Source organism: Lyngbya sp. CCAP 1446/10 (genome assembly GCF_026130175.1).
Classification (GTDB): Bacteria; Cyanobacteriota; Cyanobacteriia; order Cyanobacteriales; family Microcoleaceae; genus Microcoleus.
The window spans coordinates 13,112-29,491 of the sequence record NZ_JAIGNI010000156.1; the positions used below are offsets into that span (position 1 = coordinate 13,112).

A 16,380-nucleotide genomic window follows, 5' to 3' on the forward strand; every position below is an offset into this window, starting at 1 on the left:
AATCTTTCAATCCAAAATCTAAAATAGATTGACCGTTACTGCTTGCAATTCTTTAGCCTTTTCTTCCGGTAAAGCATCGTTAGCAAACATTCCGGCTGCTAGTTCGGTTCCTGCTAAGTATTTTAGCCGATCGCTCGATCGATATGGCGGATAAAACTCAGCGTGCAGATGCGCCTCCGGGTGAGGCTTTCCGTCTGTGGGCGCTTGAAACCAAGCCATCAAATAAGGGAATTGGCGCTGCCACAAACCGTCATATTTAAGCGCGACTGTTTTTAAGGCCTTGGCAAGTGCTTGACGCTGTTTTTCGGTAAGATCGATAAATGTAGCAGTTGGTGCGATCGGGGCAATCCACACTTCGTAAGGATAGCGGGCGCAAGCGGGCACAAAGGCGATCGCCTCTTCGTCTAAATAAAGAATTCGCTGTTTGTCAGCAATCTCTTTTTGAATCAAATCTTGCAGCAAACCGCTACTATTTTTTTGATAGTAAACCGACTGACATTCTAACATCCGCGCCGGCACTGGCGGCACGAACGGATAAGCGTAAATTTGACCGTGGGGATGGTGCAAAGTTACTCCGACTTCGACGCCGCGATTTTCAAACGGTAAGACGTATTGAATTTCGGGATTGCTGCCAATCACTGAAGTGCGATCGGCCCATACTTCTAACAGCAATTCTAAGTGACTCAACTCCAAAGAACCCAAAGAAGCTTGTGGATCTTGAGTAAATACTACCACTTCGCAAATGCCGTTAGCGGGCAGAGTTTCGACAATACTTGTAGGTGCATTATTTGCCTGCAAACTCATCGATGGAAAGCGGTTGTCAAAAACTGCTACGTCGTATTTTCCCTGGGGTAATTCTGTGGGAAACTTGGGGTTAATTGTCGCAGCCAGCGGATTGTATTCCGGCGGCGGCATGAATGTTCTGCCCTGGCGGTGGCTGGCATATGCTACCCATTCCCCGCGCAAAGGATGCCAGCGAAAATGTGGGTTTGCTTGTACGGGCTCGTTGCTGGGACTTACCGCCACGATGCCTTCTGGGATTGGGTAGCGGCTGTAGAGTGTGAGTGGGCGGCCGTCTGGTTTTTGCAATATTTGGGAGTGCATTTTTTTCGGCGGGCGATCTGTTTTGAGAGATTTTATAATTCTAACTTCCTGTGTCGAAAACCCGCCCCTATCTAAAGTCGCAAAGTGCATGAGAAAGCGATCAACGCCTGGTTTTGGCACAGATGAAAGTCTAGGTAGAAAATAGTAGTGAAAGAGCAAAACTTCCAATAAATGTCAAACTAGACCAGTTGGTATCCTGAGTTTGATGCGCTTCAGGAATAATTTCTTCGACGATCGCAGTTATCAGAGTCCCCGTTGTAAATGCCAGCACAACTAGCTTAGGAAGCTCAGATTGTCCGCGCAATCCCCAATAACCGAGAGTTGCACCCAGCCAAACCGGGATCAGAAAGGCAGCCAGCAACAAAAATCGCTGTCCGCGCGGCATATTTTGACTTCTAAACTCTGCATTGGTCACAAATCCTTCTGGAATGTGAGCAACGACTCTCGCCGATGCCAGCGTTATTCCTAAATGTTCCGAAATTGTCAGACTGGTTCCAATCATTAATCCATCGCCAAACAAATCGATCGCAATACTGAGAAATATCACCCAACCAACCGTATTGTGATCGATGCCCTGTAGGCGATTCTTGCTCAAGTTGAGAAGTTGATTAACCCATACAAAAAAAGCTCCTCCAACAAACAGTGCCAGAATAGTTGCCCAGACTGGTTTAGCTGAAATAACTCTGGGCAGCAGTTCGGTGGAGGCGATCGCCAGTAGCACGCCAGCAGCAGAGTGCAATGCCAGTCCTAATGTTTTTTTTGATAACGGTAATGCTTCGGCAAGCATAGCACCGATGAAGTTACTAAGAACAGGTAAGGCTGACAGTATGAGAGCAAAAATAAATGCTTGCATGACTTGTCAACCTATCTAGAACTGTGAGTATCAACCGTGAGTGGCTGTGCGGCCAACATGGCTTCAATCTGAGGATTTGCCCATGCTGCTGCAATCTTTAAAAAATCAGGATCGTCATTGACGCAATCTAGCCGCACATAAGTTACAGTTGGATACTTACTGCGTAAAGATTGAATGGCATCCTCCACATCAAGAATGGTTTCATAATTCTCAGTTGCCCAACCGAGTGGTTTAAATACAATCGCTTGGGCACCTGCTTTAATCAAGCTTTGTGCAGCTTGTTTTATGTCGGGTTGTGACCAATTAATGAACGGCATATCATGATTAATCCAGCCAATCGAAATTAACGGATATCGCTGTTGCAATTGCGATCGCACAGCATCACAAAGTGCTTGTCCATCAATCACACCAGTCAACAGTCCTTTGGCTCGCTCTGGTCCACCATGAACGGTGAGTATAATGCCAATTCGAGACTCAAAAAAGCGATCGGCAAAAAGTTCAGTCAGCGTTTCCTCAAGTTGATGCACTATCAAATCAACATAAGCAGGTTCAGTTGCAAACGATGGAATGTAACGAACTGATTTAAATGGAGAGTATTGAGGATTATTCTCAGGTGCGTTTGCTGCAATAACTTCATTGACTTGTTCGATCGCAATTGCTCCCGTAAAGGCAGAAGCGACAACCAGCAAAGGATAGATCAATAAATTCCCAAAGCCCTGCTGAATCAGGTCTGCGACAACCTGCTGCACAAAAGGTTGACAAAAATAAAATCCCTTGAAAACTTGCACGCGATCGCCCCATCGGTCTTGCAACTGTGTTTCAATGCCGAGGCGCTGTTTTTCAAATATCTCATTTTCCGGTGACATGAACTGATGATGCTTGACCCCAAAATTGTACAAATCTTGAAGCGCCAGAAACTTGCCAGCCAAGGGGTACAGCCAATCTGGGATTGGCACAAACTGAGCCGCGATGTACTTAGTTGCAGCTTGATTGTAGCGACTCAGATCGCGGTAAGATTGCACTTCACCATAACCTGCCAGCAACACTGCAACGCGATTTTCACTTTGAGCGGCGGCGGAATCTGTCGATTGAAATTGATGATTAATCATTGGATTATTGGGTTGAATGTTAAATATTTCAAAAGCGGTTTTGTTGCAAAAAATATTGCAGAACAAAGACTAGATCGGCATCAAATTTGATTAATGGTTATGGACGAATCAAGAACAAAGAAACCAGTTTTTTTACTGAATCTGCGGGTTGCAAAGAAGTATTTTTGTGAAAAAACCCGGTTTTTTACCACCCATGCGTAAGTCATGAAGATGACAGAACCAATATTTTCTCAAGTCAAGACTCCAATGCTTTTAGCCTGGCCCGAAGTTGGGCGATTTCCTGCGCCATATCTACAACCATTACCGCCCCTACGAGATTTAGTCCTAAATCTTGGCGCAACCGTTGGATTTGACCAATGCGCGCAATTTCCCGCGCGTGTAGCATTGAGCCGATCGGCTCAATCAACCCCACTTGCACAAATTGCTCAATTATCATCGTTGAAGTTTCCGTCACCAAAGCTGCATATTCAAACGTATACAGCCGATCGCCATTTTCGGAAACAACCATAGTGGACAAGCTAAATTCCGTCATAGTCTCACCTCTTCTATTGCAGAACGCGGGTTAAAATTGCTACTCGCCTTAATTTTTTCATAACACTCCTGCTCGATTTCACTCAACTCCTTCGGAGACACGATCAGAAGTTTCACAATTAGATCGGTGCGATCGCCTTTCGGTAATATCCAACCCTTGCCGCGCAGTCGCAGCGATTGCCCGGAATTTACCCCTTTCGGCACAGTCATCATCACACCCCCATCTGGCGTTGGCACTTGCATTTGAGTACCTAAAACAGCTTCATCTGGGCGAATAGGAACCTCGCAAGTTAAGTTATCACCTGAAAACTTAAAAAAGGGATGGGGAAATAGTTCGATTGTCAGATACAAATCGCCTCGCTGTTGAGAAAAAGGGCTGACGCGACCTTTTCCTTTCAGCCGAATCCGACTGCCTAATTTAGCACCTGCGGGAATGCGAACGTTAAGGGTTTCATTGTCCAACTGCAAGCGTTTCTGCACGCCGTGAAAGGCTTCTGAAAGCGAAAGGGCGATCGCCGCTTCAGTATCAGGTGCAGGTGCTTGAGTGCGAAATCCCGCAAAATCATCAGCCTGATTCGAGGTGCCCGAATGAGTTTGTCGCGATCGAGTTTGGCCACCGCGACCCAGCAAATCCTTGAGAAAATCATCAAAATTGCTGTATTGATCGAAATTGGTGGACGGATCGAAATCAAATCCCCCGGTATTCGTGCTACTTCCTCTAGGAGGAGCGCCGCCAGCCCCTGCTTGCTTCCAGTGCTGCCCAAATTGGTCATACTTGCTGCGCGTTTCAGGATTTGATAAAACCTCGTTGGCTTCATTCAAATCTTTGAACTTATCCTCAGCTTCTGGATTGCCGGGATTCACATCTGGATGATGTTTGCGGGCAAGTTTGCGATATGCTCGCTTGATTTCTTCAGGAGTTGCAGTTTTGCTAACTCCCAGAATGGTGTAGTAATCTTTGAAGTCGGTTGCAGTTGGCATGATTTAAGTAGAAGGAAGAAGGAAGAAGGAAGAAGGAAGAAGGAAGAAGACATACACAGCGACATTTTGAGCGATCCGTATTTGACGTTTAATTAGGTGAATTTATTTGACATTCAAAATCCGATTATTCTGCACTGGGAACATCGTTTGTCAGTGATAAATCTCCTTCTTCACTGAGTTGTTGAAAGTCTTCATTTGTGGTAAACCGCTTTGCCTCTGTTGGATCTGTGGCTGGATTGCCAGCAAAATTGGTCGCTGCTGAGCGATCGATCGCAGAAGGATCGATTTCGGCTCCTGCCTCGGCTTCGGCGGCCAACAGTGCATTACCTCCAGCATAATGATTTTTTCCGGCGATCGTTTGTAGAGCTTCGGCGGCGGCTTGATTGGGAACTGCTGCTTGAGCTATCATTGATTCGTCATTCATGATGGGAACCTCTTGAGTTGTGGTTTAGTTTGCTTATTTTAAACTAGAAAATCAGCAGGATTTGTGATTAATTGGCTTCCTTTATTATAACTGATTAAAAACGATCGGCAACAATGCTACTGGAATCAAAATTTGCGCGATGGCAATTGTCGTATCCATAGATTGGACGCTCCTCATGTATGTTAATTGCGATCGGTCAAAACATCCCGAATCGTTATAGCAACATTTCTAAGATTAGACTGACCAAGTTTTTTCCCTCAACTCAACAATCTAATCACGAGAAGCAGAAGTGCAACTGCAAGCAAGCCACCATAGAATATGAACATCCGATCGCCAAACCACTTTGGCAAAAAGAAAATGTCGGTTGTTTGACCGTGATAAGATTCCAAGCTTTCAGCGTAAGTCGTCAGGGGACAAGTCCAATTGTTGGCGATGAGAACGATGACTTCGATCGCGAATAAAGCAACGGCAATCCATGTGAGAATTGAGATTTTGTCAGCAGTAACCTCATATAATATAACTGCCATGATTACATTGAAGAATATGAAGATTGCGGAATGAACGAATCTGATGAAGGCGATAGAGTTCAGCATAAAATATTTGACTCCATGAGATTTTACCTACTCAGCCGATCGCACATCATTTATCTCTGTTTATTTTCCCAATCCCTTCAGCCTGGCTGTTGACGATTTTCGGGCTACCATAGTAATTGATTTCCCCTACACCAGATGTCTTTGCATCCAGTTTCCCCGTCACATATATATCAACATTACCTACTCCAGTCGAATTTACCTTCGCGTTTACAGTATGTAAATTCTTCGCGTCTAAACTTCCGACACCCGATAATGTAATATCTGCTTCCTTTGTTTCACCAGATGCACTGAAATCCCCGACACCATTCACCACTATCTCCAATCGGTCGTTCTTTACATTTGATAGATTAGCTTTACCTACTCCATCGAAGACAAACTTTTTAAGATCGGGAGTGGATATAATAATTTGTAGTTTTTGCTGAGGATTGTATCCTTTAGTGGGTCGGATGTACAAAGTACCATTTTTAACTTTAGTAGTAATTAATGGGATGATGTTATCATCGCCACTAATTTCGAGACTCTCCTGCCCTTGAGAACGCACTTGGATCGAACCAACATAGTTCGCGTCTAGAGAATCGAAGGAAGCAAGCGATCTTTTCTCGGTCTTAACATTACCACTTCCTTTGACGTTGGAGGTGTTACTAATGAGATTGCATCCCGCCAAGCCGATAACTAATCCAATGCTGAGCAGTGTCAATATTTTCATGGGGTCTTTCTTTCACTCAAAACATAGGTCATCAGGAACAAGATAAGCGCCATGAAATAGTTCAGAAGTCCCTAGGCATAATTATTTGGACGCTAGGTTTTGTCCTCATGTTTACTTTGCTCATTAGACAAGATTGTAAAAATACCTAGGACGGGCTCTCCGGCCCATCCCACAAAAATTATTTTTTGTTGTGGGATAGGTGTTCTGCCTGCCCAAAAACTTGATTAAAAGGATTTTTGCAATCTTGTCTATTTAGACAAAATCAGCATCAATCACATCTTCCTCGCTGTTTCCCGACGGTGGATTGGCGGGATTAGGATTGCTCGCATCCGCACCAGCTTTGGCGTAAACGGCGCTACCGATTTGCATCAGGGCTTGTTTGAGATCCGTTGTGAGCGATCGCATTTGATCGTAGTTTTCTTGACTAATTGCCGATCGCAAATCTCCAATCAATGAGTGCGCCCGCTCCTTATCCGCATCAGAAACTTGACCGTCCAAATCTTCCAGTTGTTTTTCCGATTGATAAACCAGCGAATCTGCATTGTTTTTGGTATCAATCTGCTCGCGCCGTTTTCGATCTTCCTCAGCATGAGTTTCCCCATCGCGCACCATGCGTTCCACATCGGCTTGATTCAGAGTAGAAGCACCAGAAATCGTAATTGATTGTGCTTTGCCAGTGGCGCGATCTTTCGCAGTTACTGATAGTAAACCATTGGCATCTAGATCGAACGTCACATCAATTTGTGGCACGCCGCGCGGGGCCGGAGGAATACCATCAAACCGGAACGTTCCCAAACTTTTGTTATCGTTGACTAATTCTCGTTCTCCCTGCAAAACATGAATCTCGACATTTGTTTGGCCATCCGCAGCCGTCGAAAAAGTCTCCGATTTCTTGACAGGAATTGTGGTATTGCGGGGAATAATTTTTGTCATTACCCCGCCCATAGTTTCTACGCCCAAAGAAAGCGGTGTGACATCGAGCAGCAGAACATCTTTTACTTCTCCAGCCAGCACCCCGGCTTGAATTGCTGCCCCAATAGCCACCACTTCATCGGGGTTAACGCCCTGATTTGGATCTTTATTTGTGATCCGTCGGACAAGTTGCTGCACGGCTGGAATTCGCGTAGAACCGCCGACTAGCACAACTTCATCGAGATTTTCACTGCTGAGATTGGCATCCTTCAAGGCCTGCTCAACTGGGATACGGCAGCGATCGAGCAAATCTGAACACAGTTTATCAAAATCTGCCCTAGTTAAGGTGATATCCAGGTGCTTGGGCCCATCATTGGTTGCCGTAATGAACGGCAGATTAATCGTCGTTTGAGTCGCATTAGAGAGTTCGATTTTGGCTTTTTCTGCCGCTTCGGTTAATCGTTGGAGGGCTTGCTTATCATTGCGTAAATCAATGCCTTCGTTACGCTGAAATTCGTCAGCAATGCGATCGACAATCTTTTTATCGAAGTCATCGCCGCCTAAGTGAGTATCCCCACTGGTAGATTTGACTTCAAACACACATTCTCCCACTTCTAGAATCGAAACATCGAAGGTACCGCCCCCTAAATCGAACACTAAAATCGTTTCATTGCCCTTTTTGTTCAAACCATAGGCAAGCGCTGCTGCCGTCGGTTCATTAATAATGCGGAGTACCTCTAACCCAGCAATTTTGCCTGCATCTTTGGTTGCTTGACGTTGCGAATCATTGAAGTAAGCAGGCACTGTAATTACTGCTTGCGTCACCCGTTCTCCCAAGTATTTGCTAGCATCATCCGTAAGTTTTTGCAAGACTTGAGCAGCAATTTCTTCAGGCGCGAACTGTTTTTTTAGCGCCGGACAATCCAGCTTGACATTTCCATTATTATCGCGGATGACTTTGTAAGAAACTTCGCTCGCTTCGTGAGTGATTTCATCGTATTTGCGTCCGATAAATCGTTTCACGGAGTAGAACGTATTCTCTGTATTCATTACCGCCTGTCTGCGGGCAATTTGACCAACCAGGCGATCGCCCGTTTTGGTATACGCAACTACAGAAGGCGTGATGCGTTGTCCTTCGGCATTGGCAATCACGATCGGTTTTCCACCTTCGATAACTGCAATACAAGAGTTAGTCGTACCTAAATCAATTCCAACAACTTTTGCCATGATTTTAAATTCCTAAATTAGATTTTGATGTGAGCTATTCTGCATTTGGATATAATGCTATTACTCAAAACTTATGCAACATTAGTTGTAGGGTGTATCGTTCAGAGAAAATCCCTAGATTCGAGCGACAATCTCACAGCGACGCACCTCATACCATTTTTACAAAATTTTGCTACAAAAGAAGTATTCGGTTTGTTTACACGGGCCCCGTAAGCCTGAAAGAATTGAACTGAAAATCAAGTAGATTTTTCTGGATATTGGGTCATTTTCACTAGGTAAAATACGGAAATAAAACCTAGCAAGCCAGGGGCACTAAGCCATACCCAGAAACCAGCTAACAGTTTGTGCAATACCAATACAGAGAAAAGATTACTACCATTAGGTAAATTAAACCAAAATGCTGATAGTGTTCCGCCAAAGCCTATAGCGATCGCAGTTAAGGAAGTAATTGCTGAGAACTTATATTGCTGTCGAACAAAAAATATGCAAGATAACCAATAAACGGGATTAGCTAACCAACCCAAGGCTGGAATTTGCAGGAACAGCAATCCTAATATTCCCCAACCAGTAACTTCAAGCCCATTCATTTCATAAAAACTCCCATAATCTTTTAGGTGCTCTATTGATATTTCTCTAGGAACTATCTCAAAAAGTAGACAAGGCAAGGTAAGTGCTATTCCGTATAGAAAGAGTGACAATCCCAAAGCAATAATTCTATACTTCATGAGCTATGCTTGTCTCCAATTGATGTTTTATTTCTTTGTTGGATCGTCACTAACCTGAACGATTAACTTGCCAAAGTTTTCTCCTTGCAGTAAACCAATAAAGGCGTGGGGTGCATTTCCCAACCCTTTTACAACGTCTTCTTTGTACTTCAGTTTGCCTGCCTGCAACCACTGAGACATATCATTGATAAACTCTTCGTGACGCTGCTGGTAATCGCCAACCAGAAACCCTTTAATCAACGCACGTTTAACGAGTAGCGGCATCAGATTAGGGCCGGGAGGTGGAGTTTCGGCATTGTACTGGGAGATTAAACCTACTAAAGGAATTCTGGCTCCCAGATTAATTTGTTGCAAAACTGCTTCAAGAATTGGGCCCGCCGTATGATCGACGTAGATATCAATTCCATGTGGGCAAGCAGCTTTTAATGCTGAATTCAGGTCTTGAGTTTTGCGGTTAATGCAGGCATCAAATCCTAATTCATTGACAACATAATCGCATTTTTCATCACTGCCAACGATGCCTACTGCCCGACAATCTTTGATTTTGGCAATTTGACCGACAACTGCACCAACGGCACCAGAAGCAGCAGAAACCACGATTGTTTCGCCGGCTTTGGGTTTGCCAATATCTAGCAGTGCAAAATAGGCTGTCATTCCAGGCATTCCGGTAATGCCTAATGCGTAAGAGATTGGTACTTGACTGGGGTCGAGTTTTCTCAAAGTTTCGGCTTTGGCGATCGCATAATCTTGCCAACCGCCATATCCCAGCACGAAGTCTCCTGCTGAAAATTTGGGATGGTTTGATTTCACCACTTGGCTGACAGTGCTCCCCACCATGACTTCGCCTAACTTTGCCGGACTTGCATAGGACTCGCGATCGCTCATTCGTCCTCGCATATACGGATCGAGAGACAAGTAAATGGTGCTGCTGAGTATTTCTCCCTCTCGCAGTTCTGGAATTGCTGTTTCAACTAAAGCAAAATTACTTTCTTTGGGTTCTCCCGTCGGGTAACTTTTGAGCAGAATTTGTTGGTTCATTGATTTAGACATAAATGACTCCTTTATTGATAGATTGCTTTATCGATCGCACATCGGAAGAATTCGCCTTCAGACTCAAAGCGATCGCTCCCCAAAAACCAGCCTACCCGAAGACGAGTCGGGATTGTGTAGCCGTCAAAGGTACTGCTTTGCTCGACAATTCCCCCAAAATCTACGTAGTGAAACGCTTCACCTTCGGGATTGCCCCAGCGATCGATTTTGGCTTGCTCCAACATTCCCCGATCGCTAACTGTCAGGGTGAGTTTTGCAGGTTCGCCGAGGGCTTTGAAGTTTGCCTGTACCTGTGAAGCGTTCAACTCTGTCCAAGAGATGTCGGGATTGCAGAGAATGGAAGGCAGCAACATCGACTCTACTTGAACTCGGCCGACACTAGAGCGGGTTATATCAGCACCAGATGCCTGCACCACTGGAAACAGCCCCAGGATTTTCCACTGCGACTCGCCAACACCATCCACGATGCGATCGCCTCCCCAAATCGGCAACCCCTTCGCCCAAGTCGTCGCCCGCCAGATCATCCCCCGATGACCGTAGATAACTTCTTCTCCCTTGAAGGGATGCCATTTTTGATCGAGTTTGATTTCGCCGTGCATCCACAATCGAACGGCGGATGCGAGGGGTGTGCCGGGGGCGATCGCATTCTCCAAATAGCGACGGGCTAGATTGGGAAGATTGATTAATGATTCAGGATTGAACGGGCGATCGCTCTTCGGTGCTGATTCCCACAAATCATCAATCGAAATCGGTTTAGTTTGAGTTTGAGTTTTAATCATAGTGTTCTCCAATTTGGGCGATCGGTATCGATCGCATTTCTAAGTGTTTTAGTGCCAGCCCTCTCTGGATCTGCCCAAGGCGAAAGCATCATTAGCACTAGACCGATGGACATCAATCTCCCCTGATATTAGGTTGTAGTCAGCGAGGATTCGTTCCCACGAATACCCGAAAATCAGTCGTCGATCGCACTATGAATGACTTTGATAAATGTGATTGAGAATAGATGTTCAATCTGGTTCATGTTCATGCAACGATTACTCGATCGAGCGATCGCCTCAGCGATCTGGGAGTTTCAGGGCCATAGCCGAAACGCAGAACCAGATCTGGCCTGCGATCGCCCATACCAAGATAAGTCGCGAACTGTGGACGCAATGCCGAAACCTCGATCGGCTGATTCAACAGTGCATTTTTGAGACCTAGCGCCGTAGCTTGTAGGGCAAAACGTTCAATACCTGATTAACGAATTGATTACATACCCCAAAAGCTAGCTGCGACCATTCTACTCTCTTGAATCAAAGAGTGTTAGCCACTCTTGCACAAAAGATGGTGGAACTGATAGATGAATAGTTTCACCGTCGATCGCTGACAAAATCAACATTAGGGGAATTTCCACCTGCAACTGCGATAACAAGGGCTGAATGTCATACTGCCCCACATTAGGTTCTGGAGCAGATAAATCGGTAAAGATATAGCTGGAGGTATCATCAGCAGTCAATATTTTACCTAGTGAATTTGTCAACGATAAAGGTTTACTGCGATCTATTGCTACCACACCTGGAAAACCAACTAACCGCAAGTCAAAGCTGGCTTTGCCATTAGGAGTAACACGTTTAAATGCGATTACCTGCCAGTTATTTCCATGCTGATCTTGGAGGGTTTGCCTAGATTGGTAAACCATTTGTCCTGGTGCTTCTTGGAGTTGTGTAATTGCTGCGGCTGCATGGAGATTAGTAAATGTTCCTAACCCCAAAAATACAATCGAAACCAAGGTTACCAGCAATAAAAACTGGGGAAATATCTTTCTAACAAAATATCCGAGCATAAAAATTCCTCATCAGTTTGCCGCATAGAACGATCGCGCCTGTGCGAGCAACTGATCTTCAGTCATGTGTTGTTCATTAACGACGATCGCACCGATCACTCGCCCAGCGATATCCGGGTGATGTTTTTTCAGTTCGGCCAGCAGATAGTCCATCGCGCTGCTTGCTCCAGTCGAGCTACCAAAAATCAGAATCTTTTCTGCACCGCTCAGTGTCTTTGCTACCGCTTCGTAGAAGGGTTTGAGTTCCGGCTTGCGCTGACCGCTGGAATTCTCTTCCACGTAGCGCAGGTTGCGATGTGAGCCGTCTGGATCGTAAGGCCTGATCACCTGCGGCACTGAGCCGTGCATTTCGGTCTTATATATGCGAGCTTCGCGGTGATCTATAACGACTAGCAGGTGCCCAACCTCGACGACTGGCACCTCTACGGGTACAGCCGATCGCTCCAGGAAGTGCCGAATCTGCATCAATTCCTCGATGTCGGATAAATCTTTGTGCTTCGGGGGGTGCACCGTCAGCGTCTCGCCATTCCGCGTAAATCTCAGATTGCCGTTGTGCTCCTCTTCCACGTCGGCGATCGCGCTGAGCATTGAGCGCACATCGTGCCATTGAAGGTTTCGGGCGATCGGGTGTGCAAAGACGGCGTTATAAGTGGTTTCATGAACCTTGGACATCTGCATAGTTTCCATCAATTCCTCCTTTTGCCAAGCTTGGCCAGTTGCGATCGAGTTGCCTCAATCGCCTTAATTAAACTCTTCGGCTTCGCATCTAATTTCGCTGTGACAGCAAGCCATTGGCGAATCAAAACCCAACCATTGATTTAAGGAATGAACCCTGTTTTAGAAGGTTTGTCCCTTGGTTGCACTCAAATTCTGTACAAAAAATCATGCAATTGCGATCGATTTAAACAGCAATTAATTCATCATGATTGGCATTTTGCACAATTTGCTGTGCTCGATTGAATTCCAGATCCGTACCTGAAGCAATCACCATAAACTTCCCTGCTTTGACTTCTGTCTCGTACTTCAGGGCTTGCTCCTTGGGAATTCCCAATCCGACGAGAGCACCCGCGAGTCCCCCAACAACGGCAGCACCAGCACCCCCAATAATCATCCCTTCGAGCCAACCTGCCAGCACTCCCACAATTGGCCCAGCGACAATCACCTGACCCATTCCAGGAATAAATAGTAATCCGGCACCGGTGAGGATGCCAAACAGTCCGCCCATAAAACTGCCCCAGTAGGCTCCTTCGCCCGCTCCGGCCTTTGTGGTATCTTTCCAACTTAGAAATCCGCGTACATGATCTGTAGTTTGATAGTCTTTAGCAATGATTGAAATCTTCTGCATATCGAAGCCTGCTTTTTGCAGTACCAATACCGCTTTTTCTGCTTCAACATGGGTCGGGAAAACATGAACTATTTCGTGCTTGTCTGACATCATGATTTTGTATCCTTGAATAGTATTAGACTATGACTAAATGCTTGCCAAATTAAATCCCCAAAATTTCTATTCACAGGCATAAACAATCCGCTCGAATCCTTGAGTTGCAAATATGGTCAGCCATTTAAGTAATGTCTTGCCAAAAATGTTAATTCAAGCCTAAAACATTTGTATCACTTACTTATAACTTAGTCTCAATTTCATCACATCAGCCTTAAGAAATAGACTTAAAAAACACTCCAATTTCTCCTTTTTTTAAGGAATTACAGGGAATAACCGAGACCAAGCGTCAAACAATATACTGGTATTATATTTGATGTTTAATTGACAGGGATTTCAACATTTCGGTCAACGATCAATACCTGATTGCGAATTCAGGATCTCGCAGTTCATTGAAAGCATTCTCTGCCTCTGGATGGCTAGAGAAGATTTTCAGAGATTGTTTACTGCTTATGCAATTACGGTAACAGGCTGTTGGGTGATTTCATGTATTAATTGTATTAATTGATTGATTACGTGATAAAACTTACAGATAATAAGATTTACAGCAGATTCCAGGTAAGCAGAGATAGAGGACACGGCAGTGCCGTTTCCCTACAGACAAGGTTTCGGGTGGCTGGGTGTAGAAAGATGGCTCTGTAAATGGTTTGATGAGTCTTGGATATCTGGACATCCATTAATTTCTCCTGCTGATTATTGACAACCTCATCTACAACTTTGATTGACTACCACTTGAGTTACTGAATGAATTGATCGATCGCAATAATCGTCACTTCTCAGATTTCCCAGCGAGAGATCACGGCGGGAATTGCAGTTCCTAACTCAACGTTCACAATCTCCGCTTCAGATAGATTTGACCGGGGCTTAATGATGGCACGGAGTGAGTTGCCATGCGCTGCAATCAACACATTCTCTCCGGCAATGAAGTGCGGTAAAATGCGATCGCGAAAAAATGGTACAGTACGCTTGACTGTATCTGCCAAACTTTCGCCGCCCGGTGGAGCCACAGCATAGGATCGCCGCCAGAGTTGCACCTGCAATGAGCCAAATTTGGCGGCGGTTTCAGCTTTGTTCAACCCTTGCAGTTCGCCATAGTAACGTTCATCTAGCATAGCTGTGGGATAAACTGGCAGCGACCGTTCGCGATCGCCCTTGTATTGATCCTAACCATGCCAGTCTCGATCGTCTGCCCCATGCTTGATAATCGGAATTCTGCCGTCGCAAATATCATCTACTTCTGTCAAGATCGCGATCGCAGTTTCGAGCGATCGAAACAACATACTGGTAAAACAAACTCTGACTCGATAATCCTTCAGTTTGCACGAGGCGATCGTTGCTTCTGCTCGTCCCTGTTCGCCCAAAGGAACATCAACCCATCCCGTAAATTTATTCTCCGCATTCCAAAGGCTCTGTCCGTGACGGATCAAAATTAATTTAGCCATTGTGTTTTTTACCTCAATACGCTTGGGTTAACGCTGTTTATTGCCCGGAGATCCCCCTAAATCCCCCTTAGGTCGGGGGACTTTGAGCAGACTCTTGTCCCCCCCTTTTTTAAGGGGGGCTAGGGGGGATCTGGCTTAACTAAACCGTATTGTGTTTTACCTTGGCAGATCGGAAGTCCATATAGAGATGATTTCACTAGAGTTCCAGCGTGTCAAAAATGTCACGTAAAATCTGGGCGGAATGAATAAGCTGTTGTTGCTCCGTGTCGTTGAGGGTAAGATTGAGCGTCTTAACGACACCTTTTTCATTCACAACAGAGGGCAGGCTGAGACAAACATCGCGAAGGCCGTAGAAGTCATTCACCAGTGAACTAACCGTCAGGATGCGTTCTTGTCCGTGCAGGATAGCTTTAACAATTTCAGTCGTCGCCAGTCCAATAGCGTAGGAAGTAGAGCCTTTGCGTTTGAGGATTTCGTAGCCAGCGTTTTTAACGCGATCGAAAATCTCCTGTAGTGCAGCGTTGTCAAGTGCTGGGTTATCTTCTCGGTCATAAAGAGACATTCCGGCAACATTTACCTTGCTCCAGACGGGGACTTCACTGTCGCCATGTTCGCCAATGATGTAAGCATGAACGCTGCGCGGATCGATGCCCATTTTCTGTGCTAGCATGGTACGAAAACGGGCAGAGTCGAGTACCGTTCCAGAGCCAATTACCCTGGCCGCCGGAAAACCGGAGAGCTTTAGCGTCACGTAAGTCATAATGTCCACCGGATTGCTGACAATCAGCAGGGTGGCATTGGGGCAGTGTTTGACGACATCTGGGATGAGGTTCTTAAAAATGGCAACATTGCGGACAACCAAATCCAGGCGGGTCTCTCCCGGCTTCTGACTGGCTCCTGCGGTAATAATTACCATGTCTGCATTCTGTCCGACATCGGCAACGTTGCCCGCTTTAATATCGACAGGTTCGACAAAAGGAACGCCGTGCATCAGATCCATGACTTCTCCCTGAAGCCGCTCTGTCTGAATATCTTGCAGAATCAATTCATCAAAACAGTTTTGGATCATCATGGAATAAGCACAGGCCATTCCTACCTGTCCGGCACCAATAATCACACCTTTGCGCGGACGGATGCTGACTTTAGTTTCAGCACTGGGATTGGGTATAAAAAGGGTTTCAAACATATTTATTTGGTTGCTGTAAAAGTTTTTAATCGATCGCCCACTAGACAAGATTGCAAAAGTCCTTTTAATCGAATACGGTTCACTTAACACTATTTATGCCCCGGAGATCCCCCTAAATCCCCCTTAAGAAGGGGGACTTTGAGAGCTTTCTTGTCCCCCCCTTTTTAAGGGGGGTTAGGGGGGATCGGTCTTAAGTGAACCGTATTGCCTTTTAATCAACTTGTGGAACGGGCATCTTGCCCGTTCCACAAGTTGAGTTATCGATCGCGATATTAAT

17 protein-coding genes and 1 pseudogene are annotated in these 16,380 nt (G+C 45.4%); all 18 read right to left on the reverse strand.

What is annotated here, in order from left to right:
* Positions 1-18: 18 nt before the first annotated feature.
* Positions 19-1,104, reverse strand: a complete 1,086-nt coding sequence (gene galT, locus K4039_RS28570; protein WP_265239890.1) for a galactose-1-phosphate uridylyltransferase — start codon at positions 1,102-1,104, stop codon at positions 19-21.
* Between the two features lie 130 nt (positions 1,105-1,234).
* Positions 1,235-1,957, reverse strand: a complete 723-nt coding sequence (locus tag K4039_RS28575) for a ZIP family metal transporter (RefSeq protein WP_265239891.1) — start codon at positions 1,955-1,957, stop codon at positions 1,235-1,237.
* 11 nt (positions 1,958-1,968) lie between these two features.
* Positions 1,969-3,066, reverse strand: coding sequence for a ferrochelatase (locus tag K4039_RS28580; protein ID WP_265239893.1), 1,098 nt, complete (start codon positions 3,064-3,066; stop codon positions 1,969-1,971).
* A gap of 235 nt (positions 3,067-3,301) precedes the next feature.
* On the reverse strand, positions 3,302-3,598 hold the full coding sequence (locus tag K4039_RS28585) for a chaperone modulator CbpM (protein ID WP_265239894.1): 297 nt from the start codon (positions 3,596-3,598) through the stop codon (positions 3,302-3,304).
* Positions 3,595-4,578: a J domain-containing protein gene (locus K4039_RS28590; protein ID WP_265239896.1), complete on the reverse strand. Its 984-nt coding sequence runs from the start codon at positions 4,576-4,578 to the stop codon at positions 3,595-3,597. The genes K4039_RS28585 and K4039_RS28590 overlap by 4 nt, the downstream gene beginning before the upstream one ends.
* Positions 4,579-4,702: 124 nt before the next feature.
* Complete coding sequence (locus K4039_RS28595; RefSeq protein ID WP_265239897.1) at positions 4,703-5,002, reverse strand: hypothetical protein; 300 nt, start codon at positions 5,000-5,002, stop codon at positions 4,703-4,705.
* 257 nt (positions 5,003-5,259) lie between these two features.
* Positions 5,260-5,529 (reverse strand): hypothetical protein, encoded by a 270-nt coding sequence (locus K4039_RS28600; RefSeq protein WP_265239898.1) that lies wholly within the window; start codon positions 5,527-5,529, stop codon positions 5,260-5,262.
* A gap of 112 nt (positions 5,530-5,641) precedes the next feature.
* Entirely contained in the window at positions 5,642-6,301 is a 660-nt protein-coding gene (locus K4039_RS28605) for a head GIN domain-containing protein (protein ID WP_265239899.1), read from the reverse strand.
* 252 nt (positions 6,302-6,553) lie between these two features.
* Positions 6,554-8,440: a molecular chaperone DnaK gene (gene dnaK, locus K4039_RS28610; protein WP_265239900.1), complete on the reverse strand. Its 1,887-nt coding sequence runs from the start codon at positions 8,438-8,440 to the stop codon at positions 6,554-6,556.
* Positions 8,441-8,676: 236 nt separating this feature from the next.
* Complete coding sequence (locus K4039_RS28615; protein ID WP_265239901.1) at positions 8,677-9,165, reverse strand: hypothetical protein; 489 nt, start codon at positions 9,163-9,165, stop codon at positions 8,677-8,679.
* Positions 9,166-9,192: 27 nt separating this feature from the next.
* A complete protein-coding gene (locus K4039_RS28620) occupies positions 9,193-10,215 on the reverse strand; it encodes an NADP-dependent oxidoreductase (RefSeq protein ID WP_265239902.1) in 1,023 nt (340 codons plus the stop codon).
* Positions 10,216-10,226: 11 nt separating this feature from the next.
* Complete coding sequence (locus tag K4039_RS28625) at positions 10,227-10,994, reverse strand: DUF6920 family protein (RefSeq protein ID WP_265239904.1); 768 nt, start codon at positions 10,992-10,994, stop codon at positions 10,227-10,229.
* 244 nt (positions 10,995-11,238) lie between these two features.
* On the reverse strand, positions 11,239-11,394 hold the full coding sequence (locus tag K4039_RS28630) for a hypothetical protein (RefSeq protein WP_265239905.1): 156 nt from the start codon (positions 11,392-11,394) through the stop codon (positions 11,239-11,241).
* Between the two features lie 100 nt (positions 11,395-11,494).
* On the reverse strand, positions 11,495-12,037 hold the full coding sequence (locus tag K4039_RS28635; RefSeq protein ID WP_265239907.1) for a DUF3122 domain-containing protein: 543 nt from the start codon (positions 12,035-12,037) through the stop codon (positions 11,495-11,497).
* Between the two features lie 12 nt (positions 12,038-12,049).
* The gene (locus tag K4039_RS28640) at positions 12,050-12,724 is read right to left on the reverse strand and encodes a hypothetical protein (RefSeq protein ID WP_265239908.1); all 675 of its coding nucleotides are present in this window, start codon (positions 12,722-12,724) and stop codon (positions 12,050-12,052) included.
* A 214-nt stretch (positions 12,725-12,938) separates the two neighbouring features.
* Positions 12,939-13,475, reverse strand: coding sequence for a general stress protein (locus K4039_RS28645; protein ID WP_265239909.1), 537 nt, complete (start codon positions 13,473-13,475; stop codon positions 12,939-12,941).
* Between the two features lie 776 nt (positions 13,476-14,251).
* Positions 14,252-14,917, reverse strand: a pseudogene (locus tag K4039_RS30055) (histidine phosphatase family protein).
* 196 nt (positions 14,918-15,113) lie between these two features.
* A complete protein-coding gene (locus K4039_RS28660) occupies positions 15,114-16,103 on the reverse strand; it encodes an L-lactate dehydrogenase (RefSeq protein WP_265239911.1) in 990 nt (329 codons plus the stop codon).
* Between the last annotated feature and the right edge of the window lie 277 nt (positions 16,104-16,380).

What these genes read in the sequence shown, in the direction of transcription:
- galT (WP_265239890.1), bottom strand. Translation starts at nt 1,104, where the DNA reads ATGCACTCCCAAATATTGCAAAAACCAGACGGCCGCCCACTCACACTC.
- K4039_RS28575 (WP_265239891.1), bottom strand. Translation starts at nt 1,957, where the DNA reads ATGCAAGCATTTATTTTTGCTCTCATACTGTCAGCCTTACCTGTTCTT.
- K4039_RS28580 (WP_265239893.1), bottom strand. Translation starts at nt 3,066, where the DNA reads ATGATTAATCATCAATTTCAATCGACAGATTCCGCCGCCGCTCAAAGT.
- K4039_RS28585 (WP_265239894.1), bottom strand. Translation starts at nt 3,598, where the DNA reads ATGACGGAATTTAGCTTGTCCACTATGGTTGTTTCCGAAAATGGCGAT.
- K4039_RS28590 (WP_265239896.1), bottom strand. Translation starts at nt 4,578, where the DNA reads ATGCCAACTGCAACCGACTTCAAAGATTACTACACCATTCTGGGAGTT.
- K4039_RS28595 (WP_265239897.1), bottom strand. Translation starts at nt 5,002, where the DNA reads ATGAATGACGAATCAATGATAGCTCAAGCAGCAGTTCCCAATCAAGCC.
- K4039_RS28600 (WP_265239898.1), bottom strand. Translation starts at nt 5,529, where the DNA reads ATGGCAGTTATATTATATGAGGTTACTGCTGACAAAATCTCAATTCTC.
- K4039_RS28605 (WP_265239899.1), bottom strand. Translation starts at nt 6,301, where the DNA reads ATGAAAATATTGACACTGCTCAGCATTGGATTAGTTATCGGCTTGGCG.
- dnaK (WP_265239900.1), bottom strand. Translation starts at nt 8,440, where the DNA reads ATGGCAAAAGTTGTTGGAATTGATTTAGGTACGACTAACTCTTGTATT.
- K4039_RS28615 (WP_265239901.1), bottom strand. Translation starts at nt 9,165, where the DNA reads ATGAAGTATAGAATTATTGCTTTGGGATTGTCACTCTTTCTATACGGA.
- K4039_RS28620 (WP_265239902.1), bottom strand. Translation starts at nt 10,215, where the DNA reads ATGTCTAAATCAATGAACCAACAAATTCTGCTCAAAAGTTACCCGACG.
- K4039_RS28625 (WP_265239904.1), bottom strand. Translation starts at nt 10,994, where the DNA reads ATGATTAAAACTCAAACTCAAACTAAACCGATTTCGATTGATGATTTG.
- K4039_RS28635 (WP_265239907.1), bottom strand. Translation starts at nt 12,037, where the DNA reads ATGCTCGGATATTTTGTTAGAAAGATATTTCCCCAGTTTTTATTGCTG.
- K4039_RS28640 (WP_265239908.1), bottom strand. Translation starts at nt 12,724, where the DNA reads ATGGAAACTATGCAGATGTCCAAGGTTCATGAAACCACTTATAACGCC.
- K4039_RS28645 (WP_265239909.1), bottom strand. Translation starts at nt 13,475, where the DNA reads ATGATGTCAGACAAGCACGAAATAGTTCATGTTTTCCCGACCCATGTT.
- K4039_RS28660 (WP_265239911.1), bottom strand. Translation starts at nt 16,103, where the DNA reads ATGTTTGAAACCCTTTTTATACCCAATCCCAGTGCTGAAACTAAAGTC.